The organism is Thermosynechococcus sp. HY213, from assembly GCF_031460975.1.
GTDB lineage: Bacteria > Cyanobacteriota > Cyanobacteriia > Thermosynechococcales > Thermosynechococcaceae > Thermosynechococcus.
The window spans coordinates 1-16832 of sequence record NZ_JAVKVB010000010.1; the positions used below are offsets into that span (position 1 = coordinate 1).

The 16832-nt window shown below is 53.2% G+C and carries 17 protein-coding genes; 9 read left to right on the forward strand and 8 right to left on the reverse strand.

The annotated features are described in order from the left end of the window. The first annotated feature begins 547 nt into the window (after nt 1-547). Nucleotides 548-901 (forward strand): hypothetical protein, encoded by a 354-nt coding sequence (locus RHK62_RS05180; protein ID WP_206201314.1) that lies wholly within the window; start codon nt 548-550, stop codon nt 899-901. Here the strand turns inward: RHK62_RS05180 and RHK62_RS05185 are convergent. The 5 genes from RHK62_RS05185 to RHK62_RS05205 form a co-directional block, all read right to left on the reverse strand. After that, nucleotides 898-1170, reverse strand: a complete 273-nt coding sequence (locus RHK62_RS05185) for a DUF3143 domain-containing protein (protein ID WP_149817855.1) — start codon at nt 1168-1170, stop codon at nt 898-900. The two genes, RHK62_RS05180 and RHK62_RS05185, sit on opposite strands and share 4 nt — an antisense overlap. Further along, entirely contained in the window at nt 1167-1640 is a 474-nt protein-coding gene (locus tag RHK62_RS05190) for a J domain-containing protein (RefSeq protein ID WP_206201315.1), read from the reverse strand. Before RHK62_RS05190 ends, RHK62_RS05185 begins: the two co-directional genes overlap by 4 nt. An 8-nt stretch (nt 1641-1648) precedes the next feature. After that, nucleotides 1649-2869, reverse strand: coding sequence for a type II secretion system F family protein (locus RHK62_RS05195; protein WP_206201316.1), 1221 nt, complete (start codon nt 2867-2869; stop codon nt 1649-1651). 36 nt (nt 2870-2905) lie between these two features. After that, nucleotides 2906-4003 (reverse strand): type IV pilus twitching motility protein PilT, encoded by a 1098-nt coding sequence (locus tag RHK62_RS05200; protein ID WP_206201317.1) that lies wholly within the window; start codon nt 4001-4003, stop codon nt 2906-2908. 67 nt (nt 4004-4070) lie between these two features. Continuing rightward, on the reverse strand, nt 4071-6095 hold the full coding sequence (locus RHK62_RS05205) for a GspE/PulE family protein (RefSeq protein ID WP_310453395.1): 2025 nt from the start codon (nt 6093-6095) through the stop codon (nt 4071-4073). A gap of 261 nt (nt 6096-6356) precedes the next feature. On the opposite strand from RHK62_RS05205, the gene RHK62_RS05210 reads away from it, so the two are divergent. The 3 genes from RHK62_RS05210 to RHK62_RS05220 are packed head-to-tail and all read left to right on the forward strand — an operon-like array spanning nt 6357 to nt 8290. Beyond that, entirely contained in the window at nt 6357-6569 is a 213-nt protein-coding gene (locus RHK62_RS05210) for a hypothetical protein (protein ID WP_206201319.1), read from the forward strand. Then, nucleotides 6570-6767, forward strand: coding sequence for a lipopolysaccharide assembly protein LapA domain-containing protein (locus RHK62_RS05215; RefSeq protein ID WP_206201320.1), 198 nt, complete (start codon nt 6570-6572; stop codon nt 6765-6767). 47 nt (nt 6768-6814) lie between these two features. Further along, on the forward strand, nt 6815-8290 hold the full coding sequence (locus tag RHK62_RS05220; RefSeq protein WP_310453396.1) for a right-handed parallel beta-helix repeat-containing protein: 1476 nt from the start codon (nt 6815-6817) through the stop codon (nt 8288-8290). On the opposite strand, the gene RHK62_RS05225 is transcribed toward RHK62_RS05220, so the two are convergent. After that, nucleotides 8287-9249: an SPOR domain-containing protein gene (locus tag RHK62_RS05225; protein WP_302679003.1), complete on the reverse strand. Its 963-nt coding sequence runs from the start codon at nt 9247-9249 to the stop codon at nt 8287-8289. The two genes, RHK62_RS05220 and RHK62_RS05225, sit on opposite strands and share 4 nt — an antisense overlap. 90 nt (nt 9250-9339) lie before the next feature. On the opposite strand from RHK62_RS05225, the gene RHK62_RS05230 reads away from it, so the two are divergent. Beyond that, complete coding sequence (locus RHK62_RS05230; protein WP_310453397.1) at nt 9340-10296, forward strand: glycosyltransferase family 2 protein; 957 nt, start codon at nt 9340-9342, stop codon at nt 10294-10296. Here the strand turns inward: RHK62_RS05230 and leuD are convergent. Together leuD and RHK62_RS05240 are read right to left on the reverse strand one after the other, a co-directional pair. Next, entirely contained in the window at nt 10289-10879 is a 591-nt protein-coding gene (gene leuD, locus RHK62_RS05235; protein ID WP_286626447.1) for a 3-isopropylmalate dehydratase small subunit, read from the reverse strand. The genes RHK62_RS05230 and leuD overlap by 8 nt on opposite strands. A gap of 9 nt (nt 10880-10888) precedes the next feature. Further along, nucleotides 10889-11941: an adenosine deaminase gene (locus RHK62_RS05240; RefSeq protein ID WP_149817839.1), complete on the reverse strand. Its 1053-nt coding sequence runs from the start codon at nt 11939-11941 to the stop codon at nt 10889-10891. Between the two features lie 211 nt (nt 11942-12152). Here RHK62_RS05240 and RHK62_RS05245 point away from each other — a divergent pair, with 211 nt between their 5' ends. Genes RHK62_RS05245 through RHK62_RS05260 form a run of 4 tightly spaced genes read left to right on the forward strand, consistent with a single transcriptional unit; the run spans nt 12153 to nt 16829 of the window. After that, the gene (locus tag RHK62_RS05245; protein ID WP_310453398.1) at nt 12153-13907 is read left to right on the forward strand and encodes an RDD family protein; all 1755 of its coding nucleotides are present in this window, start codon (nt 12153-12155) and stop codon (nt 13905-13907) included. Nucleotides 13908-13919: 12 nt separating this feature from the next. Beyond that, nucleotides 13920-14531 carry a hypothetical protein gene (locus tag RHK62_RS05250; RefSeq protein WP_310453399.1) on the forward strand — a complete coding sequence of 204 codons (612 nt, stop codon included), beginning with the start codon at nt 13920-13922 and terminating at the stop codon, nt 14529-14531. A 20-nt stretch (nt 14532-14551) separates the two neighbouring features. Further along, nucleotides 14552-15124, forward strand: a complete 573-nt coding sequence (locus tag RHK62_RS05255; protein ID WP_149817833.1) for a Uma2 family endonuclease — start codon at nt 14552-14554, stop codon at nt 15122-15124. A 46-nt stretch (nt 15125-15170) separates the two neighbouring features. Continuing rightward, on the forward strand, nt 15171-16829 hold the full coding sequence (locus RHK62_RS05260) for a type I-MYXAN CRISPR-associated endonuclease Cas4/Cas1 (RefSeq protein ID WP_302676608.1): 1659 nt from the start codon (nt 15171-15173) through the stop codon (nt 16827-16829). Nucleotides 16830-16832 lie beyond the last annotated feature (3 nt).

The following is a 16832-nucleotide window of genomic DNA, read 5'->3' on the forward strand; positions in this document are numbered from 1 at the left end:
AGGAGACAACCCGCTCTCGTCAGTCCAAGCTATAGCTCATATTCTTGAGTAACATTCATGACGCTTTGAGTATAGCCTATCCCTCTTGAAAATATCTCACTCCCTTTCGAAATAGCTATATTAGTCGCGCCCGATTTTCGGTGCTAGCTCAATATATCCAGCAACAATCTGAGATTGAGTGACTGCTCCCTCCGGTCGCCCGCCGCCTCACCACTACCTAACTGCTTTGCGGTATAGACGGAGCACTGCGGCGAATTTTGGTAGATTTATATTTCTTAATACTTATAATTTCTTAACGTAAATTTACAATATTCCCAAGTGCCGATAACGTCATGGTTTCCGTGATCTAAATCACATCTAAAAGCCCTTTTACGTGGAATTACGCATGATCCCCAAGTTGCGAAGTTCATAGAATAATAACGTACAGTAAATCAATCCTTAACGAGCAGCTATATCCCCTGTTGATCCCCCACAAAATTTGCCCATGGGTGGAAGTGGACAGCGGGAAATTAATAGATGCTGACATAAGTAATTGGGGGAACACAACATGACAAAATTATTGCCCGTTACTGCCTACACAATTCGCCGTCTGTTGCGGCAATACCAAGGGCAGCTCAAATCCGTGGTGGTGGAAGGGGCTTGCTTAGTCGCTGATCCCGAAGCAGACTTGAATGCGGTGCTCGAGAGCCTTTATTTAGATGAGGAAGAAGTCTGCACCCAAGTGGCTGAAATTGAGAAGCTGATGATGACCCATCAACTCCTGTTGAAAGCAGGGGCAAAAGAGCAAGCAGCAGCCATCGAAGATCAAATCCTCTGGATTTTTGGCCTGAAGCGGATCAAGAATCAAGCCACCCAAGAAGCAGCCCCTGCAATGCCGATTATGATGGCCGTGGGCATTTAAGGCCCCGCAAAAATGGCTTCCTCCACCTCGGCACGGGGGCAGGAGTACTTAAAAGAGCGCTGAATCACACTGCCCTCAAGGCGATCGTGATAGACCACCTGTAGCTCCTCAATATCCAAGCAAATCCGAGCTGACCACTGGGGATACTCTAACTCCCAACAGTGGATATCCGTTTCGTCCCGCACACAGCCCTTTTGCTGTAGCCATGCTTCAATTTGCGGCAGGGCATGGTTGTAGAGGGGGGTTTGGGGATTAGGCAGAGTGTTCATCCAAGTTCTGAGATGCGACTGACAATTTGCAAGATCCATTCTTGCCCCTGTTGGGACAAACCGACAATTACCGCCAGAACCAGACAGCCGACAAACGTGACCCCCAAGATAAACAGAGCAAATAGCTCCCCCGGCGAGAGGGGGCGATCGTCGGGTGGCACGGCAGTAGAGCGAACAGACCCCTGAGAGCGAGAAGAGGCACCTATCCCCATCGTGCCTGACTGTTTTGACTGTGCCCGCAGGCGTAATTGCAAGTCATACCACTGCCGCTGCTCTGGATTGGTCAGCACTGCATAGGCCTCATTGAGGCGATGAAACTCCTCACGAGCGATCGCCACCGGCAACGTCGTCGTATCAGGATGGTAGAGCTTACTCTTTTCTCGATAGGCACGGCGAATCTCCGCCAACGAGGCCGTGGGTGCCACCTCGAGAATGTCGTAGTGGGTTCGCGACGGGGACAGATGTGCCATGGCAAGGCTTACTTGACCAGATCGAAGATCTTGAACATGGGCAGGTACATCGCCACCAGAATTGACCCTACCATACCCCCTAGCACCGCAATCATCAAGGGTTCCATCACACTTGTTAGGGACTTCACCGCCTGTTCCACTTCATCTTCATAGAAGTCGGCCACCTTCATCAGCATCTTATCCAGTTCCCCTGTCTCTTCGCCCACGTTAATCATCTGGGTCGCCAGCACTGGAAAGACCCGTTCCTGTTGCAGGGCAAGGCTGAGCATTCCTCCCTTCTGCACTTCCTGTGCCGCTCGGTCAATGGCATTGGAGATCACTTGGTTCCCCGCTGTGGCACTGACAATTTCAAGGGAACGCAAAATCGGTACCCCTGAACGGGACAGCGAACCAAATGTGCGGCAGAACCGTGCCACCGCTGTTTTTTCCACCAAATCACCAAAGAGGGGTAGCTTCAACAGCAAGCCATCAATCATCAGCCGGCCAGCCGGAGTCTTGTAATAAAAGCGAATCCCCAATACCAAGCCCACCACACAGATAATCAACAATGCCATATACTGCGGCGTGCGCAGGAATTCACTAAGCGCCACCATCATGGCGGTAAAGGGCGGCAATTCCCCCCCCAACTGTTTGAAAATACCCTCAAACACAGGGATCAGGAAAATCACCATCCCCAAGAAGATGCCCACCGCCAGCAGGCCCACCACCACGGGATAGGTCAGGGCGGACTTGATTTGGTTATTGAGGCGGGCTTGATCCTCCAGCAACTTCGAGAGACGGTTGAGCACCTCATCGAGCACCCCCCCCGTTTCCCCCGCTTGGATCATAGCCACAAACAGGTTATCAAAGGCCTCAGGATGGGGACGCATGGCATCAGCAAGGCTGCTCCCCTGTTGAATGTCATTGTTGACGGCCATGAGGATTTTTTTTAATTTCGGGTTGGTGCATTGATCTGCCAAAACACCAATCCCACGCACCAAGGCCACACCTGCATTCACCAGTGCCGCAAACTGCCGCGCAAAGATCGCTCGATCTTTCACCGTAATTTTGGAGAGGAAAGTGAGGTCGAGGTCGGACTTGAGGGTGAGTTTTTTGGCCTCCTTGACCTCTAGAACCTGTACCCCTTGCAATTGCAAGGCCATGCGTGCTTCCCGTGGTGTCGAAGCTCGCTCGCGGACGGTCTTGTATTTGCCTTGGGCATCCCGGATCCGCACTTCATAGGTTGCCATGACTCAATACCCCTTCTTTTTATCAATAATTGCTAACTAGCGTGCTGCTGCCGCAGGTGTACCCGTACCAATCAGACGTTGCAACTCGTCCTGACGCGAGGACTTGGCCATTGCTGCTTCATAGGTGATGATGCCCGCACGATAATAATCGGCCAAGACTTTTTCAAGGGTCTGCATCCCCAGCTTGCCGCCCGTTTGAATTGCCGAATAAATCTGCGAGGTCTTGCCTTCGCGAATCAGGTTGGAGATAGCAGGGGTCACCACCATGATCTCTTGTGCCATAATCCGCCCAAATTCACCGGGCTTGGGATTTTTCTTAGGAACCAGCGTTTGGCTAAAGACCGCCACTAACGAGTTGGACAACTGGACGCGAATTTGCTGCTGCTGCTCTGGCGGGAACACATCCACCATACGGTCAACGGTTTGGGCAGCTGAACTGGTGTGCAAGGTACCAAAGACCAAGTGACCGGTTTCTGCCGCTGAGATGGCAAGCTGAATTGTTTCCAAGTCCCGCATCTCACCCACAAGGATAATATCGGGGTCTTCCCGCAGCGCTGCCCGCAGAGCATTGGCAAAGCTCTTGGTATCTTCCCCCACCTGCCGTTGGTGGATCAGGCTCTTGATGGGTTCATAGACAAACTCAATGGGGTCTTCAATCGTCAGGATATGCTCAGCGCGGGTTTTGTTGATCAAGTCAATCATTGCCGCCAAGGTTGTGGTTTTCCCTGATCCTGTCGGCCCAGTCACCAGAATCAAGCCCCGTGGCCGCTCACTCATTTCGCGGACAACATTGGGCAATCCCAACTGCTCAAACGTGGGAATTTTGGAACTGAGTGCTCGCAAGCAAGCAGCATAGGTTCCCCGGTCTTTATACACATTGACGCGGAACCGGGCGAGGCCACGTACACCATAGGAGCAGTCCAACTCCCAGTTTTGCTCTAGGTGCTTGCGTTGGGTATTGTTGAGCATGCTGAAAATCAGGCGCTGGCATTGCTCTGGGGTGAGGGGTTCGTAGTCGGTCGGGGTTAATTTGCCGCTAATGCGAATGTAGGGGGGTAAGCCAGCGGAGATATGCAAATCGGAGCCACCATTGGCCACCACTTGCTCCATTAGGTCTTCAATCATTAGCTCCATAGGGTGTTCCTCGTCTAAGCAGTTTGGTCAACAACACGAAAGTTCATCACTGACATTAATAATCTTGTTAATCCACAAAGCGGGGTGTCATGCAATAGGGGCATTCTAACCATTCGGGCTGCGCCTCGGCACCGCAGGTACGGCAGGTTAAAGAACTCTTACGTTTGGCCTTGAGTTCTGCCTCTAGTCCAGTGTCCGTAAAGGTGACGCGCTCCACTTCTTCGAGGGTGGTGAGTCCTTCCTTGACTAACCCCAAGCTATAGGCAAGCAGGGTTTTCATGCCCTCTTCGACGGCCGCCTCCTTGATTTGCTCGGTGGGGGCACCTTCGGTAATCAGCCGTTGCAGTCGCTCGGTGATCCGCATAATTTCGTAGACGCCGACCCGTCCTTTGTAGCCCAAACCACCACATTTACTGCAAATGGGTTGGCCAGTTGCCTTAGCCGCTTGAATTTGCTCGGGTGTCAGTTTATTGGCTTTGTAGAGGGTGAGGTTGACATCCTTGGAGGCAGACAAGCCAAAGCGCGCCAGTTCCTCACGGGTGGGTGTATAGGGAATCCGACACTCACTGCATACCCGCCGCATCAGCCGTTGGGCAACAACCCCAATGAGGGAGGCGGAAACCATAAAGGGTTCAATGCCCATTTCCGAGAGGCGGGCAATTGCACTGGGGGCATCGTTAGTGTGCAGGGTTGTCAAGACCAAGTGCCCCGTCAAAGCCGCTTCAATGGCGGTTTTTGCGGTTTCTTTGTCACGGGTTTCCCCCACCAGAATTACATCGGGGTCTTGGCGGAGAAAGGCTCGCAAAATTGAGGCAAAGTCCATGCCTTTTTCGCGAATAACCTGTACCTGCGTTAGGCCGGGGAGCGTGTATTCAATCGGGTCTTCCGCTGTACTGATGTTGACACCGGGACTATTACATTCAGCCAGCGCAGAGTAAAGCGTGGTGGTTTTCCCTGAACCAGTGGGACCTGTAACGAGGATGAGGCCAAAGGGGCGCTTGGTCATCTCCCGCACAATAGCAAGGCTCTCAGGGTCAGTAATCAGCTTGTCGAGACCGAGTTGGGTGGCGGAGTTATCGAGAATCCGCAGTACGACTTTTTCGCCCCAGCGGCTGGGGAGGGTATTCACTCGGAAGTCCACCCGTCGCCCTTGGAACATTTTGCGGATACGACCATCTTGGGGGGCACGCCGCTCAGCAATATCAAGGTCAGCCAAGATTTTGAAGCGGGAAACGACGGCTGGCACGATTTTCTTCGGCAGTGGATCAAAGGCTTGGTGAAGCACCCCATCTTTGCGGAAACGAATCCGCAGGTATTCCTCTTGAGGTTCGATGTGAATGTCGGAAACGCCTTCGGTGAGGGCTTTGGCCAAAATTTTGTTGACAAGGGCAATAATCGGCGCATCTTCTGCACCTTTCAGCGCCTCAGCAAGGTCAACCTCCTGCTCCCCTTCCAGCTCTTCGAGGCTGCCCATGGCTTCGATGTCTTCTTCGATGTTGATGTCACCGATCGCAGCCGGGGCATTTTTGCTAGCGGTGGTTTCAGCTACCTGTTTATTGAGAATCGGGTCAATGAGGCGTTGGTAATCCTCTAGGGTGATCACCATTCGCTTGAGGGTGAGGTTGTGGGCGCGGAGTAAGCGGGTGAGGTTGTCAATGGCTTGGAGGTTATCTGGATCCACCATCGCCACGAGCAGATAGGGGGGATCAGCGTCGAGGTGCTTGGCAATGGGGATGACTTGGTAGGTGCGGCAGGTGTCAATCGGTACAATCGTGTTGATCAGTTCCTCGATTTGCTCGGTGGGGAAACGATTGAGTTCGGGATCGAGGCAATCAACCCCGTAGATCACTTTGAGTTCAAAAAGCTGTTGCTTGTGGTACTGGCGTAACACATCGGGGGGCATGGTGGTGCCCGTAATCTCCTGCAACACGGTTACGAGGGACTTGCCCGTTTTGCGGGCGGTGTTCATGGCTTCCCGCACCTGATCGATACTGGCGTAACCGGAGGCAACAATGGCTCGTTCTGTGGGGCTAGCGGCTCTGCCGCGCACGGTAAGTGCTTTCCGAGAAGAAGATGACGATGTGTTGACCATAGGGCGCGTTAGGGTCTGGATGGCTTGCCTACTATAGTAGCAACAACCTTCCCAGAGATTTCATGGGTATTTTCACGGTTTATGTTTATTGACATTTTTGTTGACAATTCTTGCTATAGACGCTTTGTAACCGCGATCGCGCTCTTTTGCATAGGCTGAAAATTATTTACAATCCTGCGGCACATTAGAAACTATTAGTTATCTGTTCTCCCTGTTAGCGCGTCCTCTTGATTCCGCCATCATCCTGTGGAGGTTTGCCCTATGCGTGTCAAAGACTTGATTTTGCCTGTGCTGGTGGTTGGTTTGGTCTTTGTTGGTTTTGGCGATCGCTTTTTGCCGGCACCTTTGAGTACGGCCAGTGCCAGTACCCGCGAGCAACTGAATGACTTTCTTAAGGGCATGTTTACGGGGTTTTCTGTCTATAACCGCTACCATAAGACGGAGGAGATGATTCGCCAAGCGGAAGGGAAGTAAATGCGCCGCTTTTTGCTCTTTTTACTCTGGATGATCAGCAGCGGGGCGATCGCCCTCTTTTCGGTACAGAATGCAAAAGCGGTGTCGCTGCGATTTTTGTTTTGGCAATCCATTGAGATGCCCCTTGGCTTGCTCTTGATCTTTGTGGCTGCGATCGCCCTCTGGGTGCCCTATTTAGCCCGTCCACTGCGGCGATGAAGTGGCCACACGCGCTGCTCATTCTACTTGTGATTGTTTTGTGCTTGATGGGGCAACCAAGAATTGCGGCCATTCCAGCCTCACCCCTCACCCTAGAAGTCAATCCAGCCGATCCACAAGCCAGCGATGCCGTAACCCCTTTCCGTACGATTGCTGCTGCTTTGGCGTGGGCACAGGCGCACGATCGCCCCAGCGACATTTACATTCATGGCGGCATTTATCGGGAGGCATTGGGAACGATTCATCATCGGCAGATGCCCCTGCGACTGGTGGCTCAGGCGGGCGAACGCGTGATTGTGCGGGGCAGTCAACAATGGTCAGATTGGCAAGAAGTCTCCAGCACCCCTAGGTTCACCATTTACCGTCACCCTTGGACACTGGCTTGGGGCTTTTCGGGTAACCCGTGGACAAACTATGGCATTGAGTTACCCCTCGTAGCGCAGCGGGGCGAACTGGTGTGGTGGCGGGATACTCCCCTGCGGCAGCGACTTTCATTTAGGGAATTGCAGGGGGATGATTTCTACGTGGATGATACGGAGCAACAACTGTATGTGGCTCTGTCTGTGGGCATCTCACCCAGTGAATTGGAAGTAGCCGTTCACCGTGAGGCCTTACGCATCTTAGACAGTGGTTTTATCAGTTTGGTGGGCCTACGCTTTGAGCACTATGGCGGCACATTTAGCCAAGCGGTGCGCATTGAACGCAGCCATGACATTGAGGTTAAAGACTGTACTTTTTGGGGCAATAATTGGGGCGGCCTCGAAAGTCATCAGAGCGATCGCCTGCGGGTGGAACGAACACAGTTTCTGCAAAATGGCTGGCGGGGCATGGCGGGGGTTCATTTGCGGGACTTCACAGTGCAGCAGGTGCTCGTTCAAGGGAATAATTGGCGGGGGGCATGGGCAGGCTTTTACGATTGGGATGCGGGGGATAAGTACTTTCATTTGCGCCGCGCCGTCTTCGATCGCTACCGCGCGATTGAGAATCAAGCGGCCGGTCTGTGGCTTGATACTGATAATCAAAACGTTGAGATTCGGCGATCGCAATTTCTCGGCAATGCCGTTGTCGGTCTTTTCCTCGAGGCGAGCACAGGTCCAGTGACCATTGAAGATTCCTTAATTGCCTATAACTACAGCATTGCCCCGAACTATCTACAAACCCCCGGCATTTTTGGCTGGGCGGCTGCCCATGTTACCCTGCGCCACAACTGGATTTGGGAAAACCAAGGGGCACAAATTGGCGTCCGCGATCCTTCGCCTCGAACCATCACCCTACCCGAAACGGGTGAGGAAGTCACGATGACCTCTCAAGATTGGTACCTAGAGGGGAATTGGATTGGTAGCCGCCAAGAGCAACTCCTGACCACCCTCAAGGGGGAACCCTTCTTGCAAACGCTGAAATTGCAGGATAACCACTGGTGGAGTGAAGCGGCCTATCCCTTTCGCCTAGAGGGGGAAAATCTCACTTGGTCGCAGTGGCAGGAGCAATACGGCAATGCCAGCGATCGCTGGCTCATCCCCTAGAGGCGATCGCGTAACTGATTGACCATCGCTTGAGCCGAGGCCTCATCGACAAACATCCCCAGTTGAATCTTGGTTTGGTCGCCGTTGCCCACCAAAAAGGCATCGGGCACCACAGCTTGGACTTTTTCTAAGTCCGCAGGTTCCTTGTAGGGAGCCAGCACATAGTAGCGACCATTGGGCATTTTTTCCACAAAAAGCTGCGTCGTATGTTCAGGTTCAGCCGGGGTTGGGCTGGCCGTAGGGGTGGGTGAGGCACTGGTTGATGGACTCGCCGCAGGTTCCAATTGGGCAAGGGTGCTGCGATTGACATCGGGAAATTCCCGCGCAGTCATATCAGGGCCGACGGGGGGCGTGGGTGATGCTGCTGTTGGCGTTGCAGGTGATTCAGTGGCAACGGGGGCAGGTCGGCGGTTGAACCACCAGAGGGCTGCGCCACTAAAGCCGGCCAGAATGCCAACCACAATTAACCAGCGTTGCACCAGATGTTGACTATTGCTTTCACGCCGTTGGAACCAAGGCCGCTGTTGGTTTTTTCGGGCTTGCTTGAGCAGCTCGCGGGTAGAGGCAAAGGGGCGCTTTGTTCGGGTTGGCGTTTGCGGGGCAGGGGGATCGCTGGCATAGGACTGGGGCAAGAGTTCTGCTAAATCTATGGGATCAAACTCGAAAAATGGATCAGCCAGTTCTTCATTGGTGCGTTCATCGGTGGCTGCTGCTGTCTCAGGGGTGGGGGTCAAAGAATTGACAACGGGAGGAACGGTTTGGGAAGCTGTTTCTGCGGCAGCAGGGGTGACACTCGGTTCTGGGGAAGTTGCAGACTCGAGAACCGGCGGCGCTGCAAAGGGGGAATGGGCTTGTACCATGCGATGGCAGCGATATTGAGTGAGTTCTGCCTCTAAACTAAGGTTGAGGGAAGCCAAAGCCGCTTGCAAACGTTGGCGATCGACGGTGGCAGAGGTCATAGCAATCGCTCCGAAAACAGTGCCCTACAGTCCCTTCACTTAACGCACCACCCCGATGGATTATGCAGCACCCTGTGCAGGTTCCCAACAATGGCACAAGCACCCCTATTGAGCATTTGCATTCCGGCCTATAACCGTCCCCAAGGATTGGCACAAGCGGTTCGCTCAGTTGTCGCAGCCTTGCCCCCTGAGAGCCACGATCCGGTGGAAGTCATTATTATCGATGATTCTGCCACCCCCACAGCAGTAGAGGATTTACTGGCTGGATGGTCAGGCCGCTGGCACTACCAGCACAATGGGCAACGCTTAGGAATGGTGGCCAATTGGAATGCCAGTTTAGCGCAGGCCGCTGGGGAGTTTATCCTGCTGTTGCACGATGATGATTACCTGTTGCCCCAAGGGATCACAACGATTCTGGAAACCCTCATCCAATATGGTAGCCAGTTTGATGTCTTTCTCTTTGGCGTGGATTTGGTGGATTCGCATCAACGCTGTTTGCGACGGCAGATACCCCGGCAGCAAACATGGCTCTCCCCAGCTCAAGCCCTTAGGCAATTGCTGCGTCATTCCTCGTTTGTGCGATTTCCCGCCTTGATCTGGCGGCGATCGCTCCTCGACGAGGTGGGCTATTTTGATCCCGCCTACGGCGAAGCCACAGACCTCTACCAATGGCTACGCTTCTTTGCCCAGAAGGGGGTTTACACGGTTCCCCGCGCCACTGCTGCCTACACGATCCACGATCAAGCCCTGACAATGGGAATGTTTCAAGCCCAGACCTTGGCTACCCTAGGGAATATTTTTGCCGCCGCTGCGAATTTATCGATTCTCTCACCAGCGGAACTGCGGCAGTGCCAGTGTGACTTTTTTCACCAGTTTATCTTGGCGGGAACGTGGCGATTTTTGCGGCGACGGCAGTGGCAACGGGCAGAGGCAGTGTACCAGCTGTTTGATCTACCAGAGGTGATTGCATTGGGGCGATCGCGCCGCTGGCAAGGCTGGCGTTGGCTCTTTGGGGCTTGGCTTTGGCTACTGCGACGGGTTAACTAACTGCCCACCGCACATAGGGCAGCCGCGCTGCAACGTCGTGAATTTTGTCCTGATTGGCCAACAGTTGACCACAGGCATCCCATTGACCCGAAAGGAGCATTTGCCGCGTACTTTCCGCCATGGTTAAGGGAATCACTTGATCGCCTGCTGTCAAGGTCAGCGCCTGTAAGTCTAGGGTCAGTTCCGTAGTGGGCTGATCTTCTAAGAGAGTTTGCAGTGCTTGTACCTGTTCTGGAGCTGCCGTCAGACAGGGAACCCCCATTGCCAAGCAGTTTCCGGCAAAGATCTCGGCAAAGCTTTCGCTGACAATTGCTTGAATTCCCCAACGGGCGATCGCTTGGGGGGCGTGTTCGCGGCTAGAGCCACAGCCAAAATTGGCATTCACCACCAGAATCCGTGCCCCTTGGTACTGAGGCAGGTCAAAAGGGTGTTGCCCCGACTGGCGATCGTCAGCAAAAACGTGTTCCCCAAGGCCATCAAAAGTGACACAGCGGAGAAACCGTGCGGGAATAATGCGATCCGTATCGATATCGTTGCCCCGCAGAGGAAGGCCACGACCGGTAATGCGTTCAATCTTGCTCATAGGTCTATCTTACTGGATTGCGCAGCCTGCCAGTGCATTTTGGGGGGAATTGCCCTGAAGCAGGTTACTCAACAGTAGGGTCGGCGGTTGCGCATGGGGCCAAGCAAAGGCATGGCGAAAAGCGGCTTCCTGACAGGCTTGTAACTCCTTGAAGTTGAGGATGTCGTGGGTGAGCAAGTTTTCGTACTCAAAGGGCAGCCGCACGTTGTGCAGACCCGCGTTGTCAGTACAGATGGCCACGTCCACCCCCGCTTCAAAACAGCGTTCAAAGACGAGGCGTAATTGCGCGTAGCTCTCAAGGGTACCCGTTTGAAAATAGGTGGTGGGGCACACTTCGAGGCATTGACCAGCTGCCGCCACTTCCTTGAGCAGCTCTGGATAGCGCAGGGGAATTTGAATGCCATGACCAATGCGTTGCAGGTAGGGTAGCAATTCGGGATAGCAGCCATTCACCGTTTCGTAGAGGTGGCCAGTGGTTTTAAGACCGCGATCGCGGGCATAGGCATAGAGTTCAATAAATTCCGCCATGCGATCGCCATAGACGCTATCGCCCCCGGCCAAGTCAATGCCACAGACAAACTGCGGAAAACTCGCCGCCAGATCAACAATGGCACGGTTCACCGCATAGGGTAGCCGCGTGTGCATACAGAGAATTTGGCTCGTGACAATCGGGTATTCTGGTACTTGGCAAGCCAGACCCACCGTTTTAACAATGTCGGCCATCTGCTCAATGCGATCGCTCTGGGATCGCTGCGGATCCGTGCGCAGATAGGGGGTATAGCGCAGCTCTAGATAGGCCAAGTTTTCAAAAATATAGGCGCCGCGAATCAAGCGAAAGATGAAATAGGGCAAAGTTTGCGGCGTTTGCACACTCTCCACTAGGGTGTGGAGTTCGAGGTATTCTTCAAGGGATTGGCGGGGGCGCGTATAAAAGGTTTCAAATTCCTCATAGTCAGGAAAGCGATCTGCAAGGGCGCGATCGTTCCGCTGAAAATACCGCCAAAGAATACGCGGTACAACTGAGCCACCCAAATGCCGATGTAGTTCTGCGTACAGTGCCATACGTGCTCCTTGAACTGGCCAAAACGCAATCAATACCTAAGCTGCCCCGAGGGGTCAATGCCCGCACCTCAGCCATCGAAAACAGAACGAAAACAGTGATGAACGAAGGATTAAATTGTTCTAATGTTAACAAATTTTACAAAGGTGGCGCAGGAACCAATGGGCGCAAACGCTAGGATCATTTCGATCTCCAATTGGTTGGGTATCGCGAATGTGGCCTTTTCGGCGGCGAGGACGGCTTCCCCATTCTCTCTCTAGCGGCAATGTAGTCACGATTGCTTTGCAGCTGTACCGTCATCAGGGCAATCGCTACTTTCTTTTGAGCCTTTTTGCCCATGCGTGGTTTTTTCTGCTCACCATTGCCGCCGTGCTGATCGTGGCCGTAGCACTGATTGTTGGGGGGATTCTTGCTGGGGCGATGGATAATGTTGCCCCCTTTCTCTGGCTCACAGGCATTAGTGTCCTCGTGGCTTTGCCCTTTTATCTCTTTGGTTGGACACGGCTAATGGCCAGTGGTGCGCTGCTTTCTCGCCGTATTTACGCTGTCCTGACGGCCCTTGAGGAATCAGAATCGGCAGCCCGCAGCTTTATTTTTCCCAAGATGCTGAATTATTTGTTGGCCACTCTGATGGTCGGTGTCATTTTGCTCTTGGTGTATGGGGTCTTGGGGGCGATCGGCTACTTAATTTATTTGGTGGCATCCCCCTTAGTGCAATTCCTCGAGCAGAATATCCAAACGGAACCCGCAAGAAGTCTCTTCTTTTTAACTTTTCTGCTCAGTATCCTGTTGCTAGTGCTCCTTGCGCTGTTGGTGATTAGCTACTTTATGGCGCGGCTCTCCCTTGTTGATGTGGTCTTAGCCCTTGAACCCGACTGTACGCCCCTCAAATCCGTTCGGCGCAGTTGGCAACTGACGCAGGGACAGGCATGGCATACCCTAACGGTATTTTTTGTTGCTTCCCTTGCAACGATTCCCGCCAATCTCCTTGGCAGTATTATCAACAGCGTGGTGATTCTTCCCGTTGCTGGCCTCTTTGTAGGGGTTTTGCTCCTGCCCCTCTGGCAAGGGATCAAGGCAGTTCTGTATTGGGATCTGCGAGTCCGCAATGAAGGAGCAGCGTTTCAAGTCCGCCCTGAAGCAGTGAATCCCCTGCGCTGGTTGCGGCGGGTCACACTACGCACACCGGAAAGCATCGAGTTGGACTTTGCCCTAGCAGGAATTGGCAGCCGCGTTTTGGCTTGGCTGATTGATCAGGTGATTCTCTACACGGCACTTGTGCTTTTTTCGCTGGCGGCAGGGTACATCTACTTCTATGCCCTTTACCCGTGGCTGATTGAGGTGCTACCCGCTAGTGGCCAAAGTATTGAGGCTTGGAGTTTGGGCATTTACCTATTGGTGATGTTTGCCTTCTACAACGGCTATTACATCTTCTTTGAAACCTACTGGCAGGGACAAACCCCCGGCAAGCGCTATGCAGAAATTCGCGTTGTTCAAGATAATGGCCGCCCCATTGGTCTGCGGGAAGCGACCCTGCGCAGTCTGCTGCAACCCATTGATTTTGCTTTTTTTGGTATAGGGGCACTCCTAGTGGCGTTATCTCGATCAGAAAAACGTTTGGGAGATAGGGTGGCGGGTACCCTTGTGATTCAAGATGAACAGGCGACGCGGTTGGCACCTAAAGCTACAACCGGTCAGCAACCACAGGCGGCTTGGGTGCAGGAGTTGCGATCGCTCGCCCATTGGGAACAGATGACTCCCGAACACTATCTCCTAGTACGCAATTACCTCAACAATCGCGATCGCCTGAGTCCTGTCGGTCGTTATCAAGCGGCTCAAGAGCTGCGCCAGCAATTAGAACCCCTGTTGCTGCCCACCTATCCCGCCAACTGGCCTGCCCTCAGTGCCGAGGACTTCCTAGAAGGTCTATACATAGCCTATCGTCAACAATACCAGTCATCCCCCTAGTGTGAGGCCGTTATGCGTTTGCTGCTGACCCTTGGTTGTAGTCTGACCCTTTTGGGCGCTTTTCCCCTGCTCATAGGTCGGGCGAGTGAAGTGACGATTCAGGCTGCTGCCCCTATCCCCCAACGCTATCAACTCCTAGGCTTATCCTTTGAAACACCCCTACAATTTTCGCCACCCACTTCTTTTGGTGAAAATGGCGTTGCTGTGGTCTATCCCGCCAATGCCGTACCGGGGGAGCACGAGTTAATGGTGAGCCTGATTAGCCTACCCAAAACAAGCGAGGTACTGGGGGGACTTTCCGATCAGGAGTTGCGCAGTTGGCTACGGTTTACCCAAGTGGGGGGTCCTCTCTCAGCAGCCCCCGCACGCATTGAGCGGCGAATTTTGGGACGGCGAGTCCGTGGTGAACTGTTTTATTATCCAACCCCCCGACCGATTCACCAAGAGTTATATTTGATGCATCTCCAAGGGGGGCAGCGGCTGGCTATTCTCTTTGAAGCCGAAGATCGGGTGCCCTTACCCGTGGTGGAGCAGGTCTTTAACCACGTGGCAGCATCATTGCAGGAATTACCCCCGCGATCGCGAGAATGGAAACGTAGTTTTGAATGGTGGAAAAACCGTTAGATCTTTGAGGGGCAATAGCTATGCACCATGCTCCCCCCGTGTATCTACCCAAAACCCTTCAGTTCACTGAAGAGCAATTCGCAGAGATTATCAAAGCCAATCCTAATCTACGGTTTGAATTAACTGCTGCGGGAGAATTGGTTGTTATGCCCCCTACAGGCGGCGAAACGGGTCGCTACAATGCCGCCCTCACGGCTGACATTAGTCTTTGGAATCGCCAAACTCAACTAGGTGAGGTCTTTGACTCCTCAACGGGATTTCGCCTGCCCAATGGCGCCATTCGCTCACCCGATGTTGCATGGATTACCAAGGAACATTGGCAGCGCCTAACCCCAGAGGAACGTCAAGGCTTTGTGCCTCTTTGCCCCGATTTTGTGATTGAACTCGCATCTGCTAGTGATGACTTGTCCCATTTAAGGGCAAAAATGCAGGAATACATGGACAATGGTTGCCGCCTTGGCTGGTTGATTGTCCCCCAGCAACAAATGGCAGAAATTTATCGCCCCCAGCAAACACCAGAGAGCGTGTCTCTGCCAACAACGCTTTCAGGAGAGGAAATTCTTCCTGACTTTTGCCTTGCATTTTCTCCCTAAGGCCAATGGATAAACCAGTGGAATCTTCGCACTGGAGATATCAATCATGGAACAGACCGTTGCCTGCGCTGAAACGGAAACACTGCGCGTTAGCTCTCTGCGTGCTTTTGCCTACTGTCGGCGGCTATTTTATCTCGAAGAAGTTGAGGAGCTTTATACCCAAAATGAATCCGTCTTTGCGGGGCGGCGGCTCCACGCTGAGCTACAAAAACTAGAACGGGAAGACTGGCAGGAATTTAATCTGGAAAGTGTAGCCCTTGGCTTACGAGGGCGGGTTGATGCACTGCGTACCTTGGAGGGGCATTTGATTCCCTACGAGCACAAAATTGGCCGTTCTTATCGCGATCGCCAGCAGCAGCCCCAAGCTTGGCACAGCGACAGGGTACAAATTCTGGCCTATGCCTGTTTACTAGAAACCGTTCTCGGCGTCACTGTCCCCGAAGGCCGCATTCACTATCACCGCGATAACATCACTGTACGGGTTCCTGTAGATGAGGCAGGCCGCCAACTGGTGCGGGACACAATCGAGCAAGCGCGTCAACTGCGTGCTTCCCTAGAACGTCCCCCTGTCTGTAGCAATGAAAAACTCTGTCTCAACTGCTCCTTGGCACCTGTTTGCCTGCCTGAAGAAGCCCGCCTCGCCCGAGATCCTGAGCATTTACCCCTGCGGTTATTTCCGCGAGATGACGAGCGTGAGATTATCCATGTCACGGCTGGCAAATCGGTAATCAGGCGAGCTGGCGAGCAGCTACGGATTGCCATTGACGATGAACCTGAGCAAAAGCTGCCCATTCAGCAGGTGGGTCAAGTTGTTATCCACAAATTTGCCCAAATTACCACCCCAGCCATTCATCTCTGTGCCTATGAGGATGTCGGTGTTCACTTCATCAGCAGTGGTGGGCGCTATATCGGCAGCATTGACAACCGCAAGGGCAGTATTCAACGGCGTATTCGTCAATATCAAGCCCTGACGAACCCAGACCAATGTTTACGTCTTGCCCAGTTACTGGTGAATTGTCGCGGACAAAGTCAGCGTCGCCTGTTACTCCGAGGACAGCGGAATCGCCAAGATGCTCTGCCTGCATTGCAAGAGACCACTACGCAAATGGATCGGCTCATTAGCAGCATCTCCCACGCCAATTCCCGAGAGGCTCTACGCGGCATTGAAGGCAATCTCGCTGCCCTGTATTTTTCGGGATTGCCCTATCTTCTAGGGGATCAAGTCCCGAAGGAGCTGCGCTTCAACGGTCGCAATCGCCGCCCCCCGAAAGATCGTTTTAATGCGCTGCTCAGTTTTGGCTATGGCATGCTGCTCAAAGACGTAATGAATGCCATTCTTACGGTTGGTCTTGAACCCGCCTTTGGCTTCTATCATCAGCCGCGTACCCAAGCACCACCCCTTGCGTTGGACTTGATGGAAATTTTCCGCGTCCCCCTTGTGGATATGGTCGTTATTGGTTCGATTAACCGTATGCAGTGGAACCTTGACCAATGCTTTGAGGTACGCCGAGATCACGTATGGCTGAGTGACTATGGGCGCCGCAAGTTCATTGAACTCTATGAAGCCCGCAAAGGTGAAACGTGGAAGCACCCAGTAACCAACTACTCGCTCACTTATCGGCGACTCTTGGAGCTGGAAGTGCGTTTGCTTGAAAAGGAATGGTGTGGGGAAGCAGGTCTATTTGGCAAACTCATTTTGCGTTGACCT